This is a genomic window from Gemmatimonadaceae bacterium (genome assembly GCA_036496605.1).
GTDB lineage: Bacteria > Gemmatimonadota > Gemmatimonadetes > Gemmatimonadales > Gemmatimonadaceae > AG2.
In genome coordinates, this window is the sequence record DASXKV010000002.1 from 22,983 (window position 1) to 44,374 (window position 21,392).

Annotated in this window: 14 protein-coding genes and 1 tRNA gene; 12 read left to right on the top strand and 3 right to left on the bottom strand. The window is 63.1% G+C overall.

The features are described 5' to 3' along the window. The first annotated feature begins 150 nt into the window (after nucleotides 1–150). The 9 genes from dnaK (at nucleotide 151) to VGH98_00575 (ending at nucleotide 11,685) form a co-directional block, all read left to right on the top strand. Nucleotides 151–2,097 carry a molecular chaperone DnaK gene (gene dnaK, locus VGH98_00535; GenBank protein ID HEY2374433.1) on the top strand — a complete coding sequence of 649 codons (1,947 nt, stop codon included), beginning with the start codon at nucleotides 151–153 and terminating at the stop codon, nucleotides 2,095–2,097. Nucleotides 2,098–2,369: 272 nt separating this feature from the next. Next, on the top strand, nucleotides 2,370–3,923 hold the full coding sequence (locus tag VGH98_00540; GenBank protein ID HEY2374434.1) for a Do family serine endopeptidase: 1,554 nt from the start codon (nucleotides 2,370–2,372) through the stop codon (nucleotides 3,921–3,923). Nucleotides 3,924–4,053: 130 nt separating this feature from the next. Then, nucleotides 4,054–4,137, top strand: a tRNA-Leu gene (locus tag VGH98_00545). A 49-nt stretch (nucleotides 4,138–4,186) separates the two neighbouring features. Further along, nucleotides 4,187–5,425 (top strand): trigger factor, encoded by a 1,239-nt coding sequence (gene tig, locus VGH98_00550; GenBank protein HEY2374435.1) that lies wholly within the window; start codon nucleotides 4,187–4,189, stop codon nucleotides 5,423–5,425. An 11-nt stretch (nucleotides 5,426–5,436) separates the two neighbouring features. Then, complete coding sequence (clpP, locus tag VGH98_00555) at nucleotides 5,437–6,072, top strand: ATP-dependent Clp endopeptidase proteolytic subunit ClpP (GenBank protein ID HEY2374436.1); 636 nt, start codon at nucleotides 5,437–5,439, stop codon at nucleotides 6,070–6,072. A gap of 156 nt (nucleotides 6,073–6,228) precedes the next feature. Beyond that, nucleotides 6,229–7,473 (top strand): ATP-dependent Clp protease ATP-binding subunit ClpX, encoded by a 1,245-nt coding sequence (clpX, locus tag VGH98_00560; GenBank protein ID HEY2374437.1) that lies wholly within the window; start codon nucleotides 6,229–6,231, stop codon nucleotides 7,471–7,473. A gap of 179 nt (nucleotides 7,474–7,652) precedes the next feature. Then, complete coding sequence (gene lon / locus VGH98_00565) at nucleotides 7,653–10,124, top strand: endopeptidase La (GenBank protein HEY2374438.1); 2,472 nt, start codon at nucleotides 7,653–7,655, stop codon at nucleotides 10,122–10,124. Between the two features lie 16 nt (nucleotides 10,125–10,140). Further along, nucleotides 10,141–10,779, top strand: coding sequence for a ribosome biogenesis GTP-binding protein YihA/YsxC (yihA, locus tag VGH98_00570; GenBank protein ID HEY2374439.1), 639 nt, complete (start codon nucleotides 10,141–10,143; stop codon nucleotides 10,777–10,779). Between the two features lie 60 nt (nucleotides 10,780–10,839). Continuing rightward, nucleotides 10,840–11,685: an acyltransferase gene (locus VGH98_00575; protein HEY2374440.1), complete on the top strand. Its 846-nt coding sequence runs from the start codon at nucleotides 10,840–10,842 to the stop codon at nucleotides 11,683–11,685. A 13-nt stretch (nucleotides 11,686–11,698) separates the two neighbouring features. On the opposite strand, the gene VGH98_00580 is transcribed toward VGH98_00575, so the two are convergent. Together VGH98_00580 and VGH98_00585 are read right to left on the bottom strand one after the other, a co-directional pair. Then, nucleotides 11,699–13,858: an ATPase, T2SS/T4P/T4SS family gene (locus tag VGH98_00580; GenBank protein ID HEY2374441.1), complete on the bottom strand. Its 2,160-nt coding sequence runs from the start codon at nucleotides 13,856–13,858 to the stop codon at nucleotides 11,699–11,701. A gap of 138 nt (nucleotides 13,859–13,996) precedes the next feature. After that, nucleotides 13,997–16,018: a hypothetical protein gene (locus VGH98_00585; protein ID HEY2374442.1), complete on the bottom strand. Its 2,022-nt coding sequence runs from the start codon at nucleotides 16,016–16,018 to the stop codon at nucleotides 13,997–13,999. A gap of 198 nt (nucleotides 16,019–16,216) precedes the next feature. On the opposite strand from VGH98_00585, the gene trpE reads away from it, so the two are divergent. The 3 genes from trpE (at nucleotide 16,217) to VGH98_00600 (ending at nucleotide 20,333) form a co-directional block, all read left to right on the top strand. Beyond that, on the top strand, nucleotides 16,217–17,809 hold the full coding sequence (trpE, locus tag VGH98_00590) for an anthranilate synthase component I (GenBank protein HEY2374443.1): 1,593 nt from the start codon (nucleotides 16,217–16,219) through the stop codon (nucleotides 17,807–17,809). An 80-nt stretch (nucleotides 17,810–17,889) separates the two neighbouring features. Then, complete coding sequence (locus VGH98_00595) at nucleotides 17,890–19,521, top strand: adenylate/guanylate cyclase domain-containing protein (GenBank protein ID HEY2374444.1); 1,632 nt, start codon at nucleotides 17,890–17,892, stop codon at nucleotides 19,519–19,521. Beyond that, nucleotides 19,518–20,333: a lipopolysaccharide kinase InaA family protein gene (locus tag VGH98_00600; protein HEY2374445.1), complete on the top strand. Its 816-nt coding sequence runs from the start codon at nucleotides 19,518–19,520 to the stop codon at nucleotides 20,331–20,333. The genes VGH98_00595 and VGH98_00600 overlap by 4 nt, the downstream gene beginning before the upstream one ends. Here VGH98_00600 and VGH98_00605 read toward each other — a convergent pair. Then, nucleotides 20,225–21,388, bottom strand: a complete 1,164-nt coding sequence (locus VGH98_00605) for a glycosyltransferase family 4 protein (GenBank protein ID HEY2374446.1) — start codon at nucleotides 21,386–21,388, stop codon at nucleotides 20,225–20,227. The genes VGH98_00600 and VGH98_00605 overlap by 109 nt on opposite strands. Nucleotides 21,389–21,392 lie beyond the last annotated feature (4 nt).

Sequence of the window (21,392 nt, forward strand, 5' to 3'; positions counted from 1 at the left end):
CGCTTGCGTCAGAAATGTAACCGGACCGGTTGGCACCGCTGCCAACTTGGCGCAAGCACTGGGTCCTCGACTTGCCTTGCGTGACAAGCATCGGCGGAGCGAATTGGCGTCACGATATGGTCTCCGCCCGACTCAACTCTCGAGGTAGCAATGGCGGATAAAGTCATCGGTATCGACCTGGGTACCACCAACTCAGTGGTCGCGGTGATGGAAGGCGGCGACCCCGTCGTCATTCCAAACTCAGAAGGGGGTCGCACTACACCCTCGGTGGTCGGCTTCACGAAAGACGGTGAGCGACTCGTTGGACAGGTCGCGAAGCGTCAAGCGGTCACCAATCCCCAGAACACGATCTTTTCGATTAAACGGTTCATGGGGCGCAAGATCTCCGAGGTTCCGGAGGAGATTAAGCGCGTCCCGTACAAGGTCATCTCCGGACCGAACGATCTCACCATGGTGGAGGTGCAAGGCAAGCGGTATTCCCCACCCGAGATCTCGGCGATGATTCTCCAGAAAATGAAGCAGACGGCGGAGGACTACCTCGGACACGGGGTGTCCAAGGCCGTCGTCACGGTGCCGGCCTATTTCAACGATTCACAACGTCAGGCGACGAAAGACGCAGGCAAGATCGCCGGCCTCGACGTTTTGCGAATAATCAACGAGCCCACGGCGGCGGCGCTCGCGTACGGACTCGACAAGAAGAAGGACGAGAAGGTTGCGGTGTTCGACCTCGGCGGCGGCACTTACGACATCTCGGTCCTCGAGCTTTACGACGTCGAAGGGTCGCGGCAGTTCGAAGTCAAATCCACCAATGGCGACACGCACCTCGGTGGCGACGATTTCGATCAACGGGTGATCGACTGGATCGTCGGTGAGTTCAAGCGCGATCAGGGAATCGATCTCTCGAAGGATCCGATGGCGCTCCAGCGGCTCAAGGAGGCGGCGGAGAAGGCGAAGATGGAGCTGTCGGGCACGATGTCGACCGACATCAACTTGCCGTTCATCACCGCCGATCAGTCGGGTCCGAAGCACCTGAACTACACGCTCTCACGAGCGAAATTCGAGCAACTCGTCGACGACCTGATTCAGCGCACCATCCCCCCGATGCAGCAGGCGCTCAAGGACGCGGGGATGAAGCCCGAGGAAGTGGACGAGGTCATTCTGGTCGGTGGCTCGACGCGTATTCCAAAGGTCCAAGAAATAGTTAAAAGCTTCTTCAAGAAAGAGCCGCACAAGGGTGTGAATCCTGACGAGGTCGTCGCCATCGGCGCGGCGATTCAGGGCGCGGTGCTCACAGGCGAGCAGAAGGATGTGCTGCTCCTCGACGTCACTCCGCTCTCGCTCGGCATCGAGACGTTAGGCGGCGTGACGACGGTGCTCATTCCGCGGAACACGACGATCCCGACCAAGAAGAGCGAGACCTTCTCGACGGCGGACGATAATCAGACCACGGTCGAGATCCACGTGCTGCAGGGCGAACGCGAGATGGCGCGGGACAATCGCACCATCGGCAAGTTCCAGCTCACTGGCATTCCACCCGCTCCGCGGGGCATGCCGCAGATCGAAGTCACGTTCGACATCGACGCGAACGGCATTCTGCACGTGTCGGCGAAGGACAAGGCCACCAGCAAGGAACAGAAGATCCGTATCGAGGCTTCCAGCGGTTTGTCCGACAACGACATCCAACGCATGGTCAAGGACGCGGAGTCGCATGCCGCGGAAGACAAGAAGCGGCGCGAGGAGATCGACACTCGCAACCGGCTCGACAGCATGACGTACGACGTCGAGAAGAACGTGAAGGAGTGGGGCGACAAGCTGCCTGCTGAAGCGAAGGCGAAGCTCGACGCGTCGATCGAACGCGCACGCAAGGCGCTCCGCGGCGACGACATGAACGAGATCCGCGCTGCCCAGGAAGACCTGAGTCGCGCGTATAGCGAGGCGGGCCAGACCTTCTACGCGCAGTCGCAGGCGCAACCGGGCGGAACACCGGGCGGCGAGCCTGAAGGCGGCGCCGGTCAGCAAGGTCCGACGGGCCAGCAGCAGCCGAAGGAGGACGTCGTCGAGGCGGACTACGAGATTGTGGACGAGGGGAAAAAATGAGGGGCTGGGGCTAGCGGCTGAGGGTTAGGGGTGAGGGAGAGCGCCGGCGGCATGCAACAAGCCCCCGGCGCTCTGCGTATGTGGTCAGAATGCTTACCACTTCTTCACTTCACTCCGACGTGTCCCGAAGCAACCTTTCACTTGTACATTCGTGTCATTCGAAAGCGAGGCATAAGCGTCTAGTCTCTAGCCCCTAGACCCCTAGGCCCTCGGAACTTGCAGTTTGGATTCGTGTACGGTCCCAAAACTCACCCGACGTGGGAAGGCAGCGTATGACCAAGTACCCCCGTGCCCGACTGACCGCGGCCGTCGTCGTGGCATTCCTTTGCGGCCTGGTGTTCGCTTCCAGCTCGAACCTGACGCACTTGGGTTGGGCTCAGTCGAAAACCCCACCAAAGCCGACGCTTCAACAGGTACAGCCTCTGGTCGAGACGCAGAACGCGTTCGAGGCGATTGCTGATCACGTCACTCCTGCGGTGGTCTCGATCCAGACGGAGCGCTTCGCCCGCAACCGCACCAACACGCGACCCCGCAGTCAACGTCCGGGTGGCATCGAAGATTTCTTCCGGCAGTTCGATCCCCAACAACAGGATCAGCCGAGCGAGGCCAGCGGCTCCGGCTTCATTGTCAGCAAAGACGGGTACATCCTCACCAACAATCACGTCGTCGCCGACGCCGATCGCGTCACCGTGCGACTGCTGGACAATCGAACCTTCACCGCGAAAGTCGTCGGCCGCGATCCGACCACCGACGTCGCGGTCATCAAAGTCGACGCCAATGATTTGCCAACGGTTGCCTTGGGCGACGATGCGAACGCGAGAGTCGGACAGTGGGTCGTGGCGATCGGCAATCCGCTGGGCCTCGACTTCACGGTGACCGCGGGCATCGTGAGCGCGCGCGGACGCTCCCTGGGCGCTCTGCTGAATACGCGATACGCGATTCAGGACTACATCCAGACCGACGCCGCAATCAATCCGGGCAACTCGGGTGGGCCGCTCGTCAACATTCGCGGCGAAGTGATTGGCATCAATAGCGCGATTGCGAGCAACACTGGTTTCTACGCGGGCTACGGCTTCGCGATCCCCGTGACGCTCGCGAAGCAGGTGATGGACGACATCATCCAGTACGGCAAAGTTCGGCGGGCCGTACTTGGCATCAACATCCAGGATGTCGATCCTAACGACGCGCAGGTTGCGGGCCTCAAGGACATCCACGGCGTGAAGGTCAGCGGCTTCGATCCGCCAGACGATCCAGATGCGAGTCCGGCGAAGCGAGCCGGCGTGGAAGTCGGCGACGTCATCGTCGCCGTGAACGGCCAGTCGATCGATCGGGTGAGCACGCTGCAGCGCGTGATCAGGGGCTTCAAGCCTGGACAGAGCGTGGGGATCGATGTGATGCGCTTCGGCGATAAGAAGACACTCAACGTCAAGCTCGGGGAGCCACCCGCCGATCGCAGCAGCGACGTGGCGTCGGCGGAAGATGACAGCCGCCAACCGGCGTCGCGCGGGACTGAGCGCAGCTACGACAAGCTCGGCATCTCGGTTCAATCCGTGCCCTCGGAACTCGCCCAACAGGCAAAACTGAGTGACCAGTGGCGTCGCGGTCTCCTCGTCACCGACGTTTCGCCGAGCGGTCCGGCATATCACGAGCTGAATGAAAACAGCTCGATCATCATTAGCGTGCTGTATCCAAAGAAGCGCGATATTCGCTCGACGGCGGATCTCGAAGAGGCGCTATCCGGCCTGAAGCGCGGCGATCTTATCACCTTGTTGGTCTATGAGGTACGCGCGCAGGGCACGACATCGATCACGCTGAAAGCACAGTAACATTCCCGAGCAAAGAGGCCCGGTGCATCGCTGCACCGGGCCTTTTTTGCTTTACGACTGCGGTAGGGTCGTCTGCCCCATCTGATCAGAGTGGCCCCGCTCAGTCGCCGGTCTTAGGTTTCGTCGGCGCGCGGGAGTGGCGGAACTGGCAGACGCGCTGGACTTAGGATCCAGTGCCCGAAAGGGCTTCGGGGTTCAAATCCCCGCTTCCGCATCGGCGTTTGTCATCCCTGAGGATGACAGAAGAGAGTTAGCTTAGACACATGGATATTCAGATCACGACGAAGAAAAGCGATGGCGTCGAGCGGCTCCTCGAAGTCCAGGTGCCGGTCGAGGCCATTCGTGAGGCAGAGGAGAAGACCGCGCGCCGTTATGCGACGAGCGTTCGCCTCCCTGGATTTCGTCCAGGCAAGGCGCCGCCGCAGTTGGTGAAGAAGCGATTCAAGGATGCGATCCGGCAGCAGGTGATCGAGTCGCTCGTCCAGGAAGCGTTTCAGGAAGTCGTCGATCGCGAGCAGCTCAAGGTCGCATCGCAGCCACACGTTCATGATCTGAAGTTCAACGAGGGCGAGCCGCTCACGTTCGAACTGCACGTCGAGGTCCGTCCCGAGATCGATCTGGGACGCACGCAAGGATTTCGCGTAGCCCGTCCGTTGGGCGAAGTCACGGATGAGCAAGTGCGCGAGCAGATCGAGCAGATGCGCGAGCAGAAGGCCAGCTGGCATCCGGTCGAGAGCAAGCCCGCGCCTGGCGACATGGTCACCGTACTGTTAGCAACATCGAACGAAGACGGGTCGATGCCCGACGGGAAGGATTATCGCCTCGTGCTCGGCGGGGGACAGGCGATCCCCGGTATCGAAGAACTCATCATGGAGCTCGCCCCGGGAGAGACCGTCGAGCGTGCTGTGCGATGGCCTGACGACTTCCCCGACGAATCTCAGCGCGGAAAGAGCAAGGACGTTCGCGTAACGCTGCAGGATGTGAAGCGGAAGGAATTGCCTGCTCTCGACGACGCGCTCGCGCGCGAAGTGGGTGACTTCGAGTCCCTCGACGCTCTTCACTCCTCGGTGCGCACGGATCTCGAAGAGAGTGCGCGCCGAGATGCCGATGCAACGGTGCGGCAGAAGCTGCTCGACGAGATCGCGAGCGCGAATCCGTTTGCCGTTCCGCCAAGCTGGGTGAAGCAGCTCGTCGACGGCTACGTGCAAGCCTATCGAGTTCCTGACGAAGAGCGTGATCGGTTTGCCGGGGAATTTCGCCCGATCGCGGAGCGACAGGTTCGTCGCGACCTGATCATCGATGCCATCGCTGAGCGCGAGGGACTTCGCGCGTCGGAAGCGGACCTCGACGATCGGATCGCCGAGCTCGCCAAGAAGCGGAACGCTGAGCCCGGACAGGTTTACGCTTCGCTACAGAAGGCGGGCCGCCTGAAAGAGATCGAGCACGGGTTGACTGAGGAGAAAGTGTTCAAGTGGTTGTTGGAGAGAAACACGGTCGAGTGAGGTCTGAATCCATGCCAACGTTGTATCCCCCTTATGTCATCGAGCGATCGAGCCGCGGCGAGCGGAGCTACGACATCTTCTCGCGGCTGCTTATGGATCGCATCGTCTTTCTCGGGACGCCAATCAACGACGATGTCGCGAACATCATCATCGCGCAGTTGCTGTTTCTCGAGGCGGATAACCCCGAGCGCGACGTCCACGTGTACATCAATTCGCCCGGCGGTAGCGTTTCCTCGGGATTGGCGATTTATGACACGATGCAGTACCTGAGGTCGCCGATTAACACAATTTGTATGGGTCTCGCCGCGAGCATGGGAGCCTTCTTGCTCACGGCGGGTCGCAAGGGAAAGCGCCACGCTCTGCCACATTCGCGCATCATGATTCACCAGCCTTCAGGCGGAGCCCAGGGCACTGCGTCCGATATCGAGATTCAAGCGAAAGAGATACTGTACCTGCGCGGCAAAATGAACGAGCTCATGGCGCGTCATACGGGTCGTCCGCTCGAGCAGATCGAGCGCGATGTCGATCGCGATCGCTTCATGTCGGCCAATGAAGCGAAGGACTATGGTATTGTGGACCACGTGATTACGCACCGCGGCGAGGTCGTCGCGGAGAGCGTGATTGCGGCGGCGGCGGCAGCTCGCTAAGTGCCGCTCGTGAAAACGTTCACGAGGATCGGTCGTCAAATGATGTTGCTTGACCGCGCGACGCGCCGCTCCTTATTCTCTAGGACCTCGCATGTTGTCCGTCCGGCCGAGCCGGCTCCCGCCTTCGGGCTTCCGCGTTCTCTGTAGGGATTCGTTATGTCGCACGACAAACACCTGCGCTGCTCGTTCTGCGGAAAGTCGAAGGACTCGGTCCGGAAGTTCATCTCCGGTCCGTCAGTCTACATCTGCAACGAGTGCATTGCACTCTGCAACGAGATTCTGGCCGAGGACGAGGAGCGCGAGGTTGCTGAAGCGATAACTCAGGTCCCGACGCCGCAGGAGATCAAGGACGTCCTCGACCAGTACGTGATCGGTCAGGAGCGAGCGAAGAAGGCGCTTTCGGTTGCGGTCTATAATCACTACAAGCGCATCAACTCGTCCTCGGTCCGCGACGACGACGTCGAGCTCGACAAGTCGAACATCCTGCTCATCGGTCCGACAGGCGTCGGCAAGACGCTGCTCGCGCAGACGCTCGCGCGAATCCTGGACGTACCGTTCACAATTGCTGATGCAACGACGCTCACCGAGGCCGGATATGTCGGCGAGGACGTCGAGAACATTTTAGTCCGCCTCCTTCAAGCGGGCGACTTCAATGTCGCTGAGTGCGAGCGCGGCATCGTGTACATCGATGAGATCGACAAGATCGCACGCAAATCGGAGAATCCGAGCATAACGAGAGACGTCTCGGGCGAAGGCGTTCAGCAGGCATTGCTGAAGATTCTCGAAGGCACCATTGCTTCCGTGCCACCGCAGGGTGGAAGAAAGCATCCGCAGCAGGAATACATCCAGATCAACACGAAGGACATTCTGTTCATCTGCGGCGGGGCCTTCGACGGTCTCGAGAAGATCATCGAGTCGCGCACCGGACGACGCCAGATCGGTTTCTCCGGAGTCGACACGAGCAAGACGGCTGAGAAGAAGAAGAATCCGTTCTCCGAAGTCGAGCCGGACGATCTGTTGCGCTACGGGTTGATTCCCGAGCTCGTGGGACGACTGCCCGTCGTCGTCGCGCTCGAGGCACTCGACGAAGACTCGCTCGTCCGCATTCTCAAGGAGCCGAAGAACGCGCTCACGAAGCAGTACGCGAAACTATTTGAGCTCGAGGAAGTGAAGCTCAGCTTCGACGAGAGCGCGCTGCGCGCGGTCGCTCAGAAGGCGCTCAAGCGCGGTACGGGAGCTCGTGGTCTTCGCGCGATTGTCGAAGAGATTCTCACCGACGTGATGTTCGATCTTCCGACGCGCGAAGACGTCGAGGAAGTGAAGATCACGGAGGGCTCCGTGATCCACGGCACGCCGCCACTGCTCGAGATTTCGCCGCAGAGGAAGAAGAAGGAAGCGTAGTGGGCAGCGGGTAGTGACTAGAGCGCGGAGGGTTGGTTGCGGAGGGCCCGGCGAATTGCATTTCGCCGGGCTTTTTCGTTTGTCGTGTGCGCGCACCGTTATCTTTCCGCCACTACGCTGTACCCACTACCCATTACGCTCGAACCGCTACCCACTACCCTCCGTACCCTACCCACGGCATGCCTACCCTTCGGCGCGACGCCGAAATCTTCAACGTACCGGATCGACTCGCCGTCCTCGCGCTTCGGGACGTCGTGATCTTTCCGCACGTGTCGATGCCGCTTCTGGTCGGGCGACCGGCGTCGCTCGCCGCCGTCGACAGCGCCATGGCGGAGGATCGCTTCATCCTTCTCGTGACGCAGCGAAGCGGCGATACCGACGAGCCGGCGGCGGCAGATCTCTACCGTGGCGGTGTCGTCGCTCGGATTGTGCAGCTCGCACGAGCGCCGAGCGGTGCCGCAAAGATTCTCGTCGAGGGACTCGCACGGGTGCGTGTGACTCGTTATGTGCCAACGGGCGACCATCTGCGCGCGCAGGTGGTCGCCGTCGAGGAGCAAACGTCTCCCGAGGAGATCGACGAGGTCGAAGCGCTCGCACGGCGCGTCGTGGCGCTATTCGAGGAATACGTTTCCCTGCACCGTCGCATACCGCCGGAAGTCGTGACGCTGATTCAGGGCGCAGACAGTACGGCTCGTCAGGGGTTCGGGATTGCCGCGCACCTCAGCGTGCGCGTCGAGACTCGTCAGGCACTGCTCGAGACGTCGTCGCTGCTGGCGCTCTTTCGCATGCTCGCCGAGGTGCTACGCTCGGAGACCGAGCTGCTGCGCCTCGAGCGGAAGATTGACGACGAGGTCCGTGGGTCGCTCTTCCAGAACCAGCGCGAGTTTTATCTGCAGGAGCAACTCAAAGCGATCCATCGCGAGCTCGGCACGGACGACGGCGAAGACGTGGAAGGGCTCGAAGCACAGATCGCGGCGAAGCACATGCCCGAGCTGGTGCAGACGCGCGCGCTGCGCGAAGTGCGCAAGCTCCGCCGCATGTCTCCGCTGTCACCCGAGTCGACGGTGGCGCGCAATTACGTCGACTGGCTGCTGTCCCTTCCGTGGACGGAGCGGAGCGACGACGTGCTCGACGTCGCGCACGCCCGGCGCGTACTCGACGAGGACCATTACGGCCTCCATGAGGTCAAGGATCGAATTCTCGATTATATCGGAGTATTGTCGCTCGTTGGGCGCATGGAGGGTCCGATTCTCTGCCTTGTGGGGCCCCCTGGCGTCGGCAAGACCTCACTCGGACGCTCGATCGCGCGTGCGCTGGGCAGAAAGTTCGTGCGCATGTCCCTCGGGGGCGTCCGTGATGAGGCGGAGATCCGGGGTCACCGACGAACGTACATCGGCTCGATGCCGGGACGCGTGATCCAGGCAATGCGGCGCGCCGAGGTGGTCAATCCCGTCATCCTGCTCGACGAAGTCGACAAGCTCGGTCAAGACTATCGGGGCGATCCGTCGGCCGCATTGCTCGAAGTTCTCGACCCAGAGCAGAATCGCGCCTTCAACGATCACTTTCTCGAGGTCGATTACGACCTCTCACAAGTTCTGTTCGTCACGACCGCGAACTACCTGCCGCAGGTCCCCGAGCCGTTGCGCGACCGCATGGAGATCATTCGTCTCTCCGGATATCTCGATCAGGAAAAGCTCGCGATCGCACGACAGTTCCTGGTTCCGCGGCAGTTGCGGCAAAACGGGCTGGCGCCGGAGAGCGTGACGATCGAGCATGACGTGCTCGGCGAGGTCATTCAGGGCTACACACGCGAGGCGGGCGTTCGCGAGCTCGAGCGGCGGATCGCCCGGATCGCGCGGAAGCTCGCGCGCCGACGAGCGGAGCAGAACAGCACCGAGCGGCCTGTTGTCGAATCGGCACCTGGAGAACCTAACGAGCACGCCGCTGCGACGCCGAGCGCGATCGCGCGCGTCGCAGTGTCGGACTTGAAGGATCTGCTCGGGAACGCGCCGTACGATCCATCGGAGCTGACGCTGGAGAGTAAAGTCGGCGTGGCGACAGGCCTCGCCTACACGAGCGTCGGCGGCGAGGTGCTCGAGATAGAAGTCAGCGTCGTCGGCGGGCGTGGAAAGCTGCAGCTGACCGGCACGCTGGGTGACGTGATGAAGGAGTCTGCCTCGGCGGCGCTGAGCTACGCACGATCGCGCGCCGGAGCGTTGGGCATCGATCGCGAGTTCCACCGCAATCGTGATCTGCACGTGCACATTCCTGCGGGCGCCACGCCGAAGGATGGCCCGTCGGCGGGAATCGCCATCGCCACGGCGATCGTGAGCGCTCTCACCGGCCTGCCGGTGCGTGGCGACGTCGCGATGACGGGCGAGATCACCTTGCGCGGCCGCGTGCTGCCCATCGGCGGGCTCAAGGAAAAGGCAGTCGCCGCCCATCGCAACCGAGTTGCGCATGTACTCATTCCGCACGCGAATGCGCGGGATCTCGACGATATTCCGCCCGAGGTGCGATCCTCGGTGAGCTTCCACCCCGTTCGCACAATGGACGAAGTACTACAGCTCGCGCTGGAACAGCGGGAGGGCACGGGCCGGGAGGATGCGGACAAGCTGGTGGTTCCGGCACCGGGAATGGTCACGCACTGAAGCGCTGCACGCGTCGATGACAGAATCCACACATGATCCGCTCGTCATTCGACGGCTCGAGTTCATTGGCCCGATGGCCACTCCCACTGGCTGGCGTCCGGAAGCCAAGTGGCCCGAAGTGGCCTTTGCGGGGCGCTCGAACGTCGGGAAGTCATCCCTGCTGAACCGCCTGGTGCGTCGCAAACGTTTCGCCCGCGTGAGTAACACGCCGGGCCGCACGCGCGAGGTGAACTTTTTCCTCGTGAATGACTCATTCGTGCTCGTGGATTTGCCGGGTTACGGATACGCGCGCATCTCCAAGGAGCGGCGCGCCGAGTGGAAGCCACTGATCGAGGGCTATCTTCGCTCGAGCACGGAGCTTCGCGGCATCGTTCAGCTGCTCGACGTTAGGCATGATCCGACTGGGGATGACCGCCAGATGCTCGCTTTTCTCGCATCGCTGGGCGTCCCCACGCTGTTCGCGCTCACGAAGATCGACAAGCTCACGTCGTCGCAGCGGAAGTCCCGAATCGAGGCGCTCGTGGATGTTCTGGGCGTCGCCGAGGACCAGGTGATCCCGTTCAGCGCGGTCACGGGCGACGGACGCGACGAACTGGCCGAAGCCGTGCTCTCGCTCGTCGAGCAGCCCGCCTGGCGTGCAGTGGCGACGTCATAGACCGGCTGGACGACCGCGTTACCTTGGTATCAGGTCCACGTACTCAACCGTTCGCGTCACATGGCACTCCTTCCCCTACGCGCGCTCGCCGATCGACCAGTAACGTCGGCAGCGCGGGACTGGCTCGAGCAGCTCGAAGCCACGCTTCGTGATCCGTCGGCGAATCGCAATCAGCTCTGTCGCGAAATTCTCACCGAGCTGTGGTATCCCGAACACGCGAAGGACTGGGAGACCGCCGTCAACGACTCGCGATTGTCGCGTTCGACGCGACTCGCGCTGTCGACGATGGACCCCTGTAACATCACGCTCGAGCCGGAATACTATGCCGACTGCGATCATGAGCGTTTTCAACGGGTAAAGCCCCTGCTCTGGCTCTGGTACTCGTTCGACCGCACTGCACCAGGCGGGCAGAATGTGTGGTTAGGCGTCGAGCTCCGGCGTATTCTCGCGCGATACATTTTCCGGCGGTGCGGCGAGAACTTCAAGGCGTTCCACAATGTGGAGTTCTCGTTCGGCTACAACATGGAAGTCGGCAACAATGTCGTCGTCCACCGCAACGTGCTGCTCGACGATCGGGGCGGGATCGTGTTGGGCAACAACGTCTCGATCAGTGATTACGCCAACATTTACAGCCACACGCACAGCATCGTCGACCAGAAAGACGTGACCAATGCCTGTACGCGAATCGACGACGGTGTTCGCATTACCTATCACGCCACCGTGCTCGCGGGCGTTCATGTGAACGAACAGGGGATGGTGGGCGCGATGGCACTCGCGACGAAGGACGTGCGACCGTATCACGTGTATGTCGGGATTCCGGCGAAGAGCGTGCGCGTGAAGCCGAATGCGCCGGCCAATGTTACCGTGTTGCGGACCACGCACGAGCGGGGGGAAGAGCGAAGCTAAGAGAGACAATTCCCTACCTCACTCTCAGCACGTCCTCGACCGGCCCCGCATCTCCATTCCTCAACAGGTGCTCGATCTCACGCAGCGCTTCGCGCTCGCGCGGCCACTGGAAGCGCTCGAGCGCATCGACGACGCTGAGCCATTCGGCGCGTTGGTGTTCGCTGCCTAACGTGAGCGTCGCCGGCTCGTCGACGAAGGCGGCGAAGACCACCGCGAGTTGCACGGTGTGCGAGCGATGGAGATAGAACGGCTGCACGGTGACGTTATACAGCCGAGCGACGTCGAGCCCCGTCTCCTCGCGGAGCTCGCGAACGGCGGCGTCTTCAGGTTCCTCGCCTTGCTCGATGTGGCCATGCACGGACTCCCACGCCGTTGGGCATCGAGTGTCGAGCGCACGTTGAAGGACGAGCACGCGCCAACCATCGCGCCGGGGACGAATGACGTACACGTCGATGGTGCCGATCTCGAGTCGAGACACGCGGGGTTCGCCGAGTCGCGGGGACGATGACTGCCGCTGCGGGAGATAACGCAGTGCCGGCTCGTCGTCTACCGGGCCAGTGGCTGTGAGTAGGTCAGGAGCTTCCGCCGCCGGCGGCTGGGCAACGCGAATCAATTCCTCCTTCGTGGTGTCGCCTGTGCGAACGCGAGCCATCCCGGACTGCCAGAGCGATTGCATGCCGTCTCGTCGAGCGGCTTCGGCGATTCGCTCCGCTGGCTCTCCGGCGGCCACCTGTCGCTCGAACTCGGGCGTCGCGATGAGAACCTCGACGATTGCGAGCCGGCCATGGTAGCCGCCGCCACCGCACTGGGGGCAACCGATCGTTGGATTCGGGGCGCACTTCGCGCACACGCGCCTCAACAGTCGTTGCGCGAGCACACCTTTTACGGCGGTCGCGATCTTGTAGGGTGCGACGCCGATGTCGATCAGACGCGTGACGGCGGTCGCGGCGTCGTTGGTGTGCAGCGTCGAGAGGACAAGGTGTCCTGTGAGCGAGGCTTGAATCGCAATCTCGGCCGTCTCGCGGTCGCGAATCTCACCGATGAGCAGTACGTCCGGGTCCTGACGCATGATCGAGCGCAGCGCCGCGGCGAACGTCAGGCCGGCGCGTTCGCGCACCTGCACCTGGACGATGCCGGCCAGGCGGTATTCGATTGGATCCTCGACCGTGACGATGTTCACACCGCGCCGCTTCAAAAGGCGGAGTGCGGCGTACAGAGTCGTTGTCTTGCCCGAACCCGTTGGACCGGTAACGAGGAGCAGTCCCTCGCGCGCTTGCAACAATCGCTCGATACGCGCGAGCTCGTCGCGCGCGAATCCGATTGATTCGAGGCTCCGAACCGCTGTGCGACCATCGAGGATACGAATTACGATCTTCTCGCCATGCGCGGCAGGCAGACTCGAGATGCGCAGGTCCACGGCGACGCCATCGACTGCAACGCGCGCGCGGCCATCCTGCGGCCGCAAGCGATCGGCGATATCGAGACCAGAGATGATCTTGATGCGCGACGCCAGCGCTGACGCGAGCGACCGCGGCAGCCGGCGTGCCACGCGAATGACGCCGTCGACGCGATGCCTGACGATGATCACTTCCTCCTCGGGTTCGATATGGATGTCGCTCGCACGCTCGCCGATGCCGGCCCCGAGCAGCTCGTCGACGAGTCGCGAGATCGCCTGGTTGTCGTCCGTGAGCACCGCCTCCTGTTCGTAACGCTCGGGCTCCGCGGCAAGGAGCTGCACGTCGACGTGTCGATGCGTCTCCGGTTCGAGCGACTGCTCGGAGGACTCGAACTCCGCGTTCCCGTAGATCGCGTCGATACCCGCCGCGATGACGTTGGGCGATGCCAGGACAAATCGAATCGGGCGGCCCGCAGCGAAACCGAGGGCGCGCTCACAGTCGACGTCGCATGGATTCGACGTCGCGACGACAAGCGTATCGTCCTCGATGGTCAGCGGCAGCACGCCGAACTGTCTCGCCCATCGTTCCGGCACAAGCTCGAGCGCTTGCGTGCTCACGCGTCGCAGGTCGGCGATCGGAGCGTGAAAGTGTCTCGCGATCTCGAGGAGAAGCTCGTTCTCGGACAGCAGTCCACGCTCGACGATCAGCTCCCAGATGCTTTCCGCAGTCTCGTTCTCGAGCAGCTCGACTACGTCTACGCCGAGACGTTTCGACACGGCGGGGACAAGCCAACGATCGCGCGCTGCGACCGTCGAAGTTGGTGAGCTGGCTGACATGCCAGCAGAATGCCTCTAGGCGTCTGGAGACGCGGCATCGTTGCGCCGCACGGAGTAGCACTTTCGTGTGTGCGTCGTCTAGAGAACACTCCAGAACTCCGGATTGACGTCGAAGGCGAAGAGCCAGCGTCCCGTTCGGAGGCCGCGCGACACGTCGAAGCGAACCAGCTCGAAGAACGTCAGCAGACCCGCGCCGAGCGCGGTGTAGCCGCCAGGAGCGGTCGTCAACAGCTGTCCGTCGCGCTGAACCGTGGCTCGGCGGCCGGCGATGCCGGCGAACTCAACATACGGAGCGAACGTCGCCGACGCCGGAATCCTTCCGAAGCGGCCAAGCGGAACCGCGATGAACGGAATCGGCGATCGCCACTCGAGACGCTGGCTCCACCCACCGCGCCCCACCAGTTGATGAAAATCGTAACCTGGTGCGCTCACCGGTCCGCCGAGGTAGAAGAGCTCCTGCGAGGGAATGACGTCGTGCTGGCCACCAACGGCACCGGCAATGGTGTGGAGTACCAGGCGCTGGCTGCCGAAGGGCCGCTCGAGGTCGGCGACGAGCGAGCCGCGCAGCGTCGTGTAGGTCAGCGGGCAGGCATCGAAGCCAGAGCAGGGTGCGGCAGAGTCACCGTCGGCCTTGAGCGCTCGCAGCTCGACGAGCGTGCGGAGCTCGGTCCCAAAAACCCAGAGCGATGTCGGCCGCTCGCGGCGAATCGTCATTCGCGCATAACGAGACGATGGGACACCGACGAGGCCGAAGAAATTCCCCGTGACAGGGGCGTCGTGAATCGCGAGCGTCGTCGGGCGCTCGATGGCCACTTCGACCGTCCATGCGGGCTCTCCCGCCGGCGCATTCTGCAGGGTGAGGCCACCGCCCTCTATCCCATACGGATCGGAGTAATCGCTACCAAACTCCTGGGCGGCGATGCTGTTTACCGCGCGCGAACGTTCGGGCTCCTCGCCCAAGTCACGAAAGTCGCGCTGGCCGAATGCGCGGATCGAAAGTCCCGCACCGTTCTGCCATTCGAGGCGCGCTTGCCATTTGACAACCTGGTCATCGATTCCATAACGCAAGCGACCAGCTACGCTCACACCGCCGCCAATGCCTTGCGTGAGTCCGCCACCGAGTGCGAGCCCCTCGACGCGATCGACGCGCGCAAAATCGGATACTCCGCGAGCCGACAGCGCCAGCGTCCGCGCTCGCTGCAGCGCGCGTTGTCGTACGAGAGCGCGCGCCTCCTCCTGAACGCGACGCACGTCTGCGTCGGTCACTGCGCGAACGTCTGGCGGGAGCGAATCGAGCACCCGTGGCGTTGACCACGCGTGGCGCTGCTGCTCGGACGCCGGCGCTTGAACGATTTCCGGACCGCCGAAGATGCTGTACGGAACGCCTTTGTTGATCTGATAGTCGCCAATTTCCCAACGTCCGCGGATGATGCCTCGCACGGGATAGTCGAGCCACGTGCCAGTGCGACGAATCTCGATCTCCTGGCGCGACGGAAGCCAGAAACGCGTCCCGACGAGGCGGTTCTCGAGCACGATCGAGACGTCCTCCAGCTGCTTGTCGAGGAGCGCGGCACGCGTGAAGCTGAGCGCCATACGGACGACTTGTCCCTCGGTCCGATCGATGTAGACCGCACCGACGACGCGTGGCTGCCGGTCATCCTTGGGGCGCACGCCGACTTCGTACACGTTGACGGTTCGTCCGGGCAGCTGGATGCGCAAGCTGTCTTTGATCGCGAAGTCGTAAAGCTCGAGGCCCGCCGGCGAGAGCGGGTGCGGGACGTCGCGCACTTCATCTCCTTCGCCAAGCCGGATGATGTTTGGAAAGTTGTTCTGGACGATGCCGAGGTGGTCGCGGTGATAGGCGATGTCCGTCGGCAGGAGCAACGTGTCTCGGCGTCCGACAATTCGCTGCTTGCTGAGACCGGGCGCGCGCCAGTAGACTTCCAGCGCCAGCTCATCAGCCTTGACGATTCGCGGCGGCTCGGTGAAGCCCTGTCCGACCTGCGCGAGAAAAGTGAGATAGCCGTGGGCGTCGGCACGATAGTCGGTAAGGCCGGTGTCGGCGAGTTGCGCCGCGCGAAGTCGTGTGGCAAGCTCCACGAGCGCTCGCGTCGTTGAATCGTTCCAAACCAATTGCGCGACCGTCACCCGAGGGGCGCTCAATGCGATTAGCATCGCAGCGACGCGCACCGCGATGGGAACAATCACCCTCGATGGTTTTTTCGGTGTCAAACGCAGCATGATTCGTGAATCTCGCCAGCGGGATATTCAGCAGCAACGGATGACAGGGCAGTTGCCATGACATTCGCTGCGTTTCGCGAGCTCGCACACGACGCGACAAGAGGTAGCACGGCGGCGCTCGTTCCGGTTTGGCGCGATTACCTGCTCGACACCGAGACACCGGTCGCCGTGTTCGCGAAGCTGCGCGAACCGCCGTTCGCGTTTCTGCTCGAGTCCGCACCAGCCGGTGGCGAGACGTGGGCGCGTTACACGTTCCTCGGCACTGCGCCGCGAAGCGCTTGGCGCCTGCGAGATGGCGTCGTCGAAGACTGGACGCCCGATCACGGCTGGCACGGTGCGCGGTGTCCCACGGATCCGCTCGCGGATCTCGACATGCTTCTGCGTCGCTATGAACCGGCCAAGCTACCAGAGCTGGGCGAGTTCTGGAGCGGCGCCGTCGGATTTTTCGGCTACGACGTGGTGCGGTATATCGAGCGATTGCCAAAGCCGCCTTCGCGAGCGCCATCGCTGGCCGACATTCCCGACGCGTTGTTCGTCTTCACGAGTGCACTCGTGATCATCGACAATCTGCGAGGACAGGCACGCATTGTCGTCGGCGTGCCAATCGATGCCGGGATGAGCGAGGCGGCGCTGCGCCGCGCCCACGAGGAAGCCGAAGCCGAGATCGCGACGACGATCGCACGTATCCGAAAGCCATCGACGTTGCAGGCGGTGGACTTTCCGCTGTCGGCTGAACCGACGGCGGGAAACTCCAACTTCCAGCGCGAGAAATTCCTCGCCGACGTCAACCGCATCAAGGAGTACATCGTCGCCGGCGACGCATTTCAGGTGCTCCTTGCTCGGCGCATCGACGTACCACACGACTTCTCGTCGGCATCGCTCTACCGCGCACTGCGAGCACTCAATCCGTCGCCTTACATGTATCACCTCGTGCTCGACGGTCTGGAGATCGTCGGTAGCTCGCCGGAGCTGCTCGTGCGCGTCGAGCGCAGACGCGTCACGGTGCGTCCGATCGCTGGCACGCGGCCACGTGGCAAGACGGCCGAGGAGGATGACGCACTCATCGCCGAGCTTCGGTCCGATGAGAAGGAGCGGGCAGAACACGTGATGCTCGTCGATCTCGGCCGCAACGACGTCGGCCGTATAGCGAAGTACGGCTCGGTGGAGGTGACGGAACTCATGATTGTCGAGCGGTACTCGCATGTGTTCCATCTCGTGAGTCAGGTCGAGGGTGAGCTGCGCGAGGGACTCACGGCGATGGACGCACTGCGCGCGACCTTCCCCGCCGGCACGATGACCGGAGCGCCCAAGGTACGCGCGATGGAGATCATCGACGAGCTCGAGCCGGAGCGGCGAGCTGCGTACGCGGGTGCGATCGGCTACATCGCGGCTGGCGCGCAGCGCATGGATCTCGCGATCACCATACGCACTTGTGTAATCGCGAATGGGATTGCATCGGTGCAGGCAGGCGCCGGCATCGTCCACGACTCGGTACCGGAGCGGGAGTGGGAGGAGACGGAGAACAAGGCCCGAGCGCTTCTCACGGCGATTGGGCGCGTTCGCGATAGTTCGCGGCGCGACGTCGATAGCGCACAACGCGAGCGGACCGAATCCACACGTGCGTCGTCTCGTGTGTCGACGTCTGTGTGACCACGACCCCCGCACTGACAGTCTTGAGCTAGGCGAGGCTTGCCCGGCGATTCATATTCCAGCGGCGATTATCAGGATTCATGCGGTACAGGCTGACAAGCACTGACGGTCTTCAACAACACGAGCTGCGCGCGGGTGTGCAGCTCGTCGTCGGTCGCGCGCCATCCAGCGACATTGCGATCTTCGATCCGACGATCTCGCGCCGGCACGCCGAGCTGCTCGTGGACGACGCTGGATTGCGCGTACGCGATCTCGGTTCGAGCAACGGCACGTTTCGAAATGGGGAGCGCCTCGAGGACCAGGACTTGGTGAAGCTCGAGCCGGGCGACACCGTGACCTTCGGCAAGGTGGCATTCCGCGTTCAGCCGACTGGCCCGACCACTGTGCATTCACCCTCCGGCGGATTCACGTCGCCAGCCGAGGAGGGTAACAACGGGCACCCTCGACAGTCGGCGACGATCGTGCGCCAATTGCCGGTGCGTGACTCGCAGGGACTCGTCGGACTCGGCACGAGCGATCCACGCATCAATACCGCGCCCAACGCCGCCGCCTCGCTGAGCGAAGACAAGAGTCAGCAGAAGCTAGCAACGCTGCTCGAGGTGTCGAAAGGATTGGGGAAGTCGGTGGACATCGACGCGCTGCTCGAGAAGATCGTGCGGTATGCGTATCAGATTCTCGAGGTCGATCGCGTCGCGATCGCGCTCTGTGAGGATGGCCAGGAACTCGTGCCGAAGATTGCGCGCGACAAGCGCGGCAGTGAGCAGCCACGCGCCGTACCGCAGTCGATTGCCCGGAAGGTGGTGGAAGACAAGGTGGCCATTCTCTCGGACAACGCTGGTGAGGACGCGCGCTTCGGTGGGCAATCCATCTTGATGCAGCAGATTCGGAGCGCCATCTGCTGTCCGCTCGTCGGAAGCGAGGATCGCGTGCTCGGCGTGCTGTACGTCGACAACGTGACGACGACGCATCGTTTCAGCGAGCACGATCTCGAGTACCTCATTGCTTTCGCCGGTATCGCCGCGGCAGGCATCGAGAATCAGCAGTACGCGCAGCGTATCCAGAAAGAGATGCTTGCTCGCGAGAATCTCACCCGGTACTTCGCGCCGCGAGTCGCAGAGCGAATCGCGAGCTCTCGTGAGGCGGCGCGGTTAGGCGGCGAGAAGCGTCCCGTCGCGGTGTTATTCAGTGATATTCGCGGCTTCACGCCGTTGTCGGAGACGATGAACCCGGACGACATGGCGAGCTTGTTGAGCGAATACTTCACGGAAATGGTCGAGTGCGTGTTCCGGCACGATGGCACACTCGACAAGTTCATGGGCGACGCCGTCATGGCGCAGTGGGGCGCGCCGATCGGCGGTGAAGACGACGCCGACCGAGCGCTCCAGGCGGCGGTGGACATGATGCGGGCGCTCAAGAAGCTCAACGCGAAGTGGCGCACGGAGGGCCGGCCGCAACTTCAGCACGGCATTGCCGTCAACTATGGCGAGGCGTTTGCCGGCAACATCGGATCGGAGCGACGGCTCGAGTTCACGGTCATCGGCGACACGGTGAACACGGCGTATCGTCTGTGCTCCGCGGCCGAAGCGGGGCAGATCCTCATCACCGAAGAGATGCGCCAAGCACTGGCCAAACCGCCACGTTTGGCCGCGTGCCCGCCGATGGAGTTGAAGGGAAAGAGCCAGCCGATTCCGGTCTACTGCGTGGTCCTTTGAGCCGACTCGCTTCGGGCGCGGCGCCCGATGGCTATGAGCGCGACGAGGTGCGTGGCACCATCATCGTTGCGCAGCGCGAACAGCTGGGCGCCGTACGCACCGCCCTCGAGTCGGGGTCGCTCTACGAGTACGCGGCGCAGCACCAGGAGGCTCGGTCGCTCTCCGGCCGCGGCGTTGCCTACGCCGCGCCGCTTCCCGGCGGCGGGCGGGTGGTCGTTAGGCACAACCGCCACGGTGGGTTGCTCGCGCCCCTCACCAGAGATTGGTTCGTCCTACCGACGCGAGCGCCCTACGAGTTGGACACGTCGCTACGGCTGCTCTCGCTCGGTATCCCGACACCCGAGATCGTCGCTTACGTCGTGTACCGCGCGGGTCCGCTTCTCCGACGGAGCGACGTGGCGTCACGCGAGATACATGAGAGCACGGATCTCGCGAACGTGCTCACGACGAGCACGGCCGGCGAACGACGGGCGGCACTGGAAAGCGTTGCCGGCCTCATTGGCCTCATCTCGGCGTGCGGCGTACGACATCACGACTTGAACGTCAAGAACGTTCTCCTCGCCCGCGACGCGGCGCGCGGAGATTCACTGGTTGCATTCGTGCTCGATGTGGATCGCGTGGAGTTCGGCCGGCCGGGCGATAGCCGAATCACCGAACGAAATCTCGATCGATTCATGCGCTCGGCGCGAAAGTGGCGCGAGCTTCATGGCGCGCGAATCGAAGAGGCAGAGCTCGTTCGAGTGGCCGCTTCGGTGAGACGCTTCGTTTCGTCGCGGCCGTCGAGTGGCGCGCGCGTGATGACGCGGTCATAGACGGCCAGCGTTCGTGCAGCCATTCGTTCGACCGAAAACTCGGCGGCACGCGCGCGTGCCGCCGCACCGAGCCGCTGCGCGAGAGAGCGGTCGATGAGCAACTTTGCAATGTTTTCACCGAGCGCTCGGGCATCGCTGACGGGCGCGAGTAGGCCGGTGACGTCGTGTTCGACGACATCCGGAATGCCGCCAGCGCGGGTCGCGGCGATCGGTTTACCGAGCAGGAGCGCGTCGAGCAGAACGGACCCCAATCCCTCCTCACGTGAGCTGAGCACGGCGACATCGGCGGCGGCGAGCAATCCGTCGGCGTCGCTACGATAGCCGGCAACGTGAAGGACGCCAGTGAGCCCGAGCGCGCGTATCGTGTTCTCGACCGACATGCGGAGCTCGCCCTCGCCGACGAGCAACGCCTGAATCGTTGGGACGCGCTCGCGCCCGGCGGCGATGGCACGAACGAAGTTGACCGGATCCTTGTGCGGCACGAGCTGCGCCACCTGAACGACGAGGGGGGCGTTCTGCTTCACGCCTAACGCGAGCAGCGCGTCCGATGACGCGGGAGTAATCCGCCGATGCACATCGGTGCCGTCGGGGACGATGGCGATCTTCGATGGCTCGATTCCGTCCGCGGCGAGAATATCGGCCACGGCCCGCGAGATGGCGATCACGGCGGCCGCGCGGCCGTACTTCCATTGCGTCCCGAGGTTGCGGCGCAAATGAAAATCGACTCGTCGAGCCGCCACGAGCGGGACACCAGATCCTACGTTCGCGACGGCGGCAAGGCCCAGCGCGTGCGCGGTGTGCGCGTGTATGAGCTCGATGCGACGATTTCTGATGATCCGGCGGAGACGCAGTGCCGCGCGTGGATCGGCCTCGAGGCGCGGATTGCACGAGACGACCTCGAGGCCTGCCTCGCTCGCACGTTGCGCCAATGGCTCGCCTGGTCGCGCGGCAACGATGGACAGATGGCCACGCCGCCCCAGCTCCGCTGCAAGCCAGAGTGCCTGACGCTCGCCGCCGCGCCAACCGCGCTCCGTGTCGATGTGAAGAATGCGCATCAGA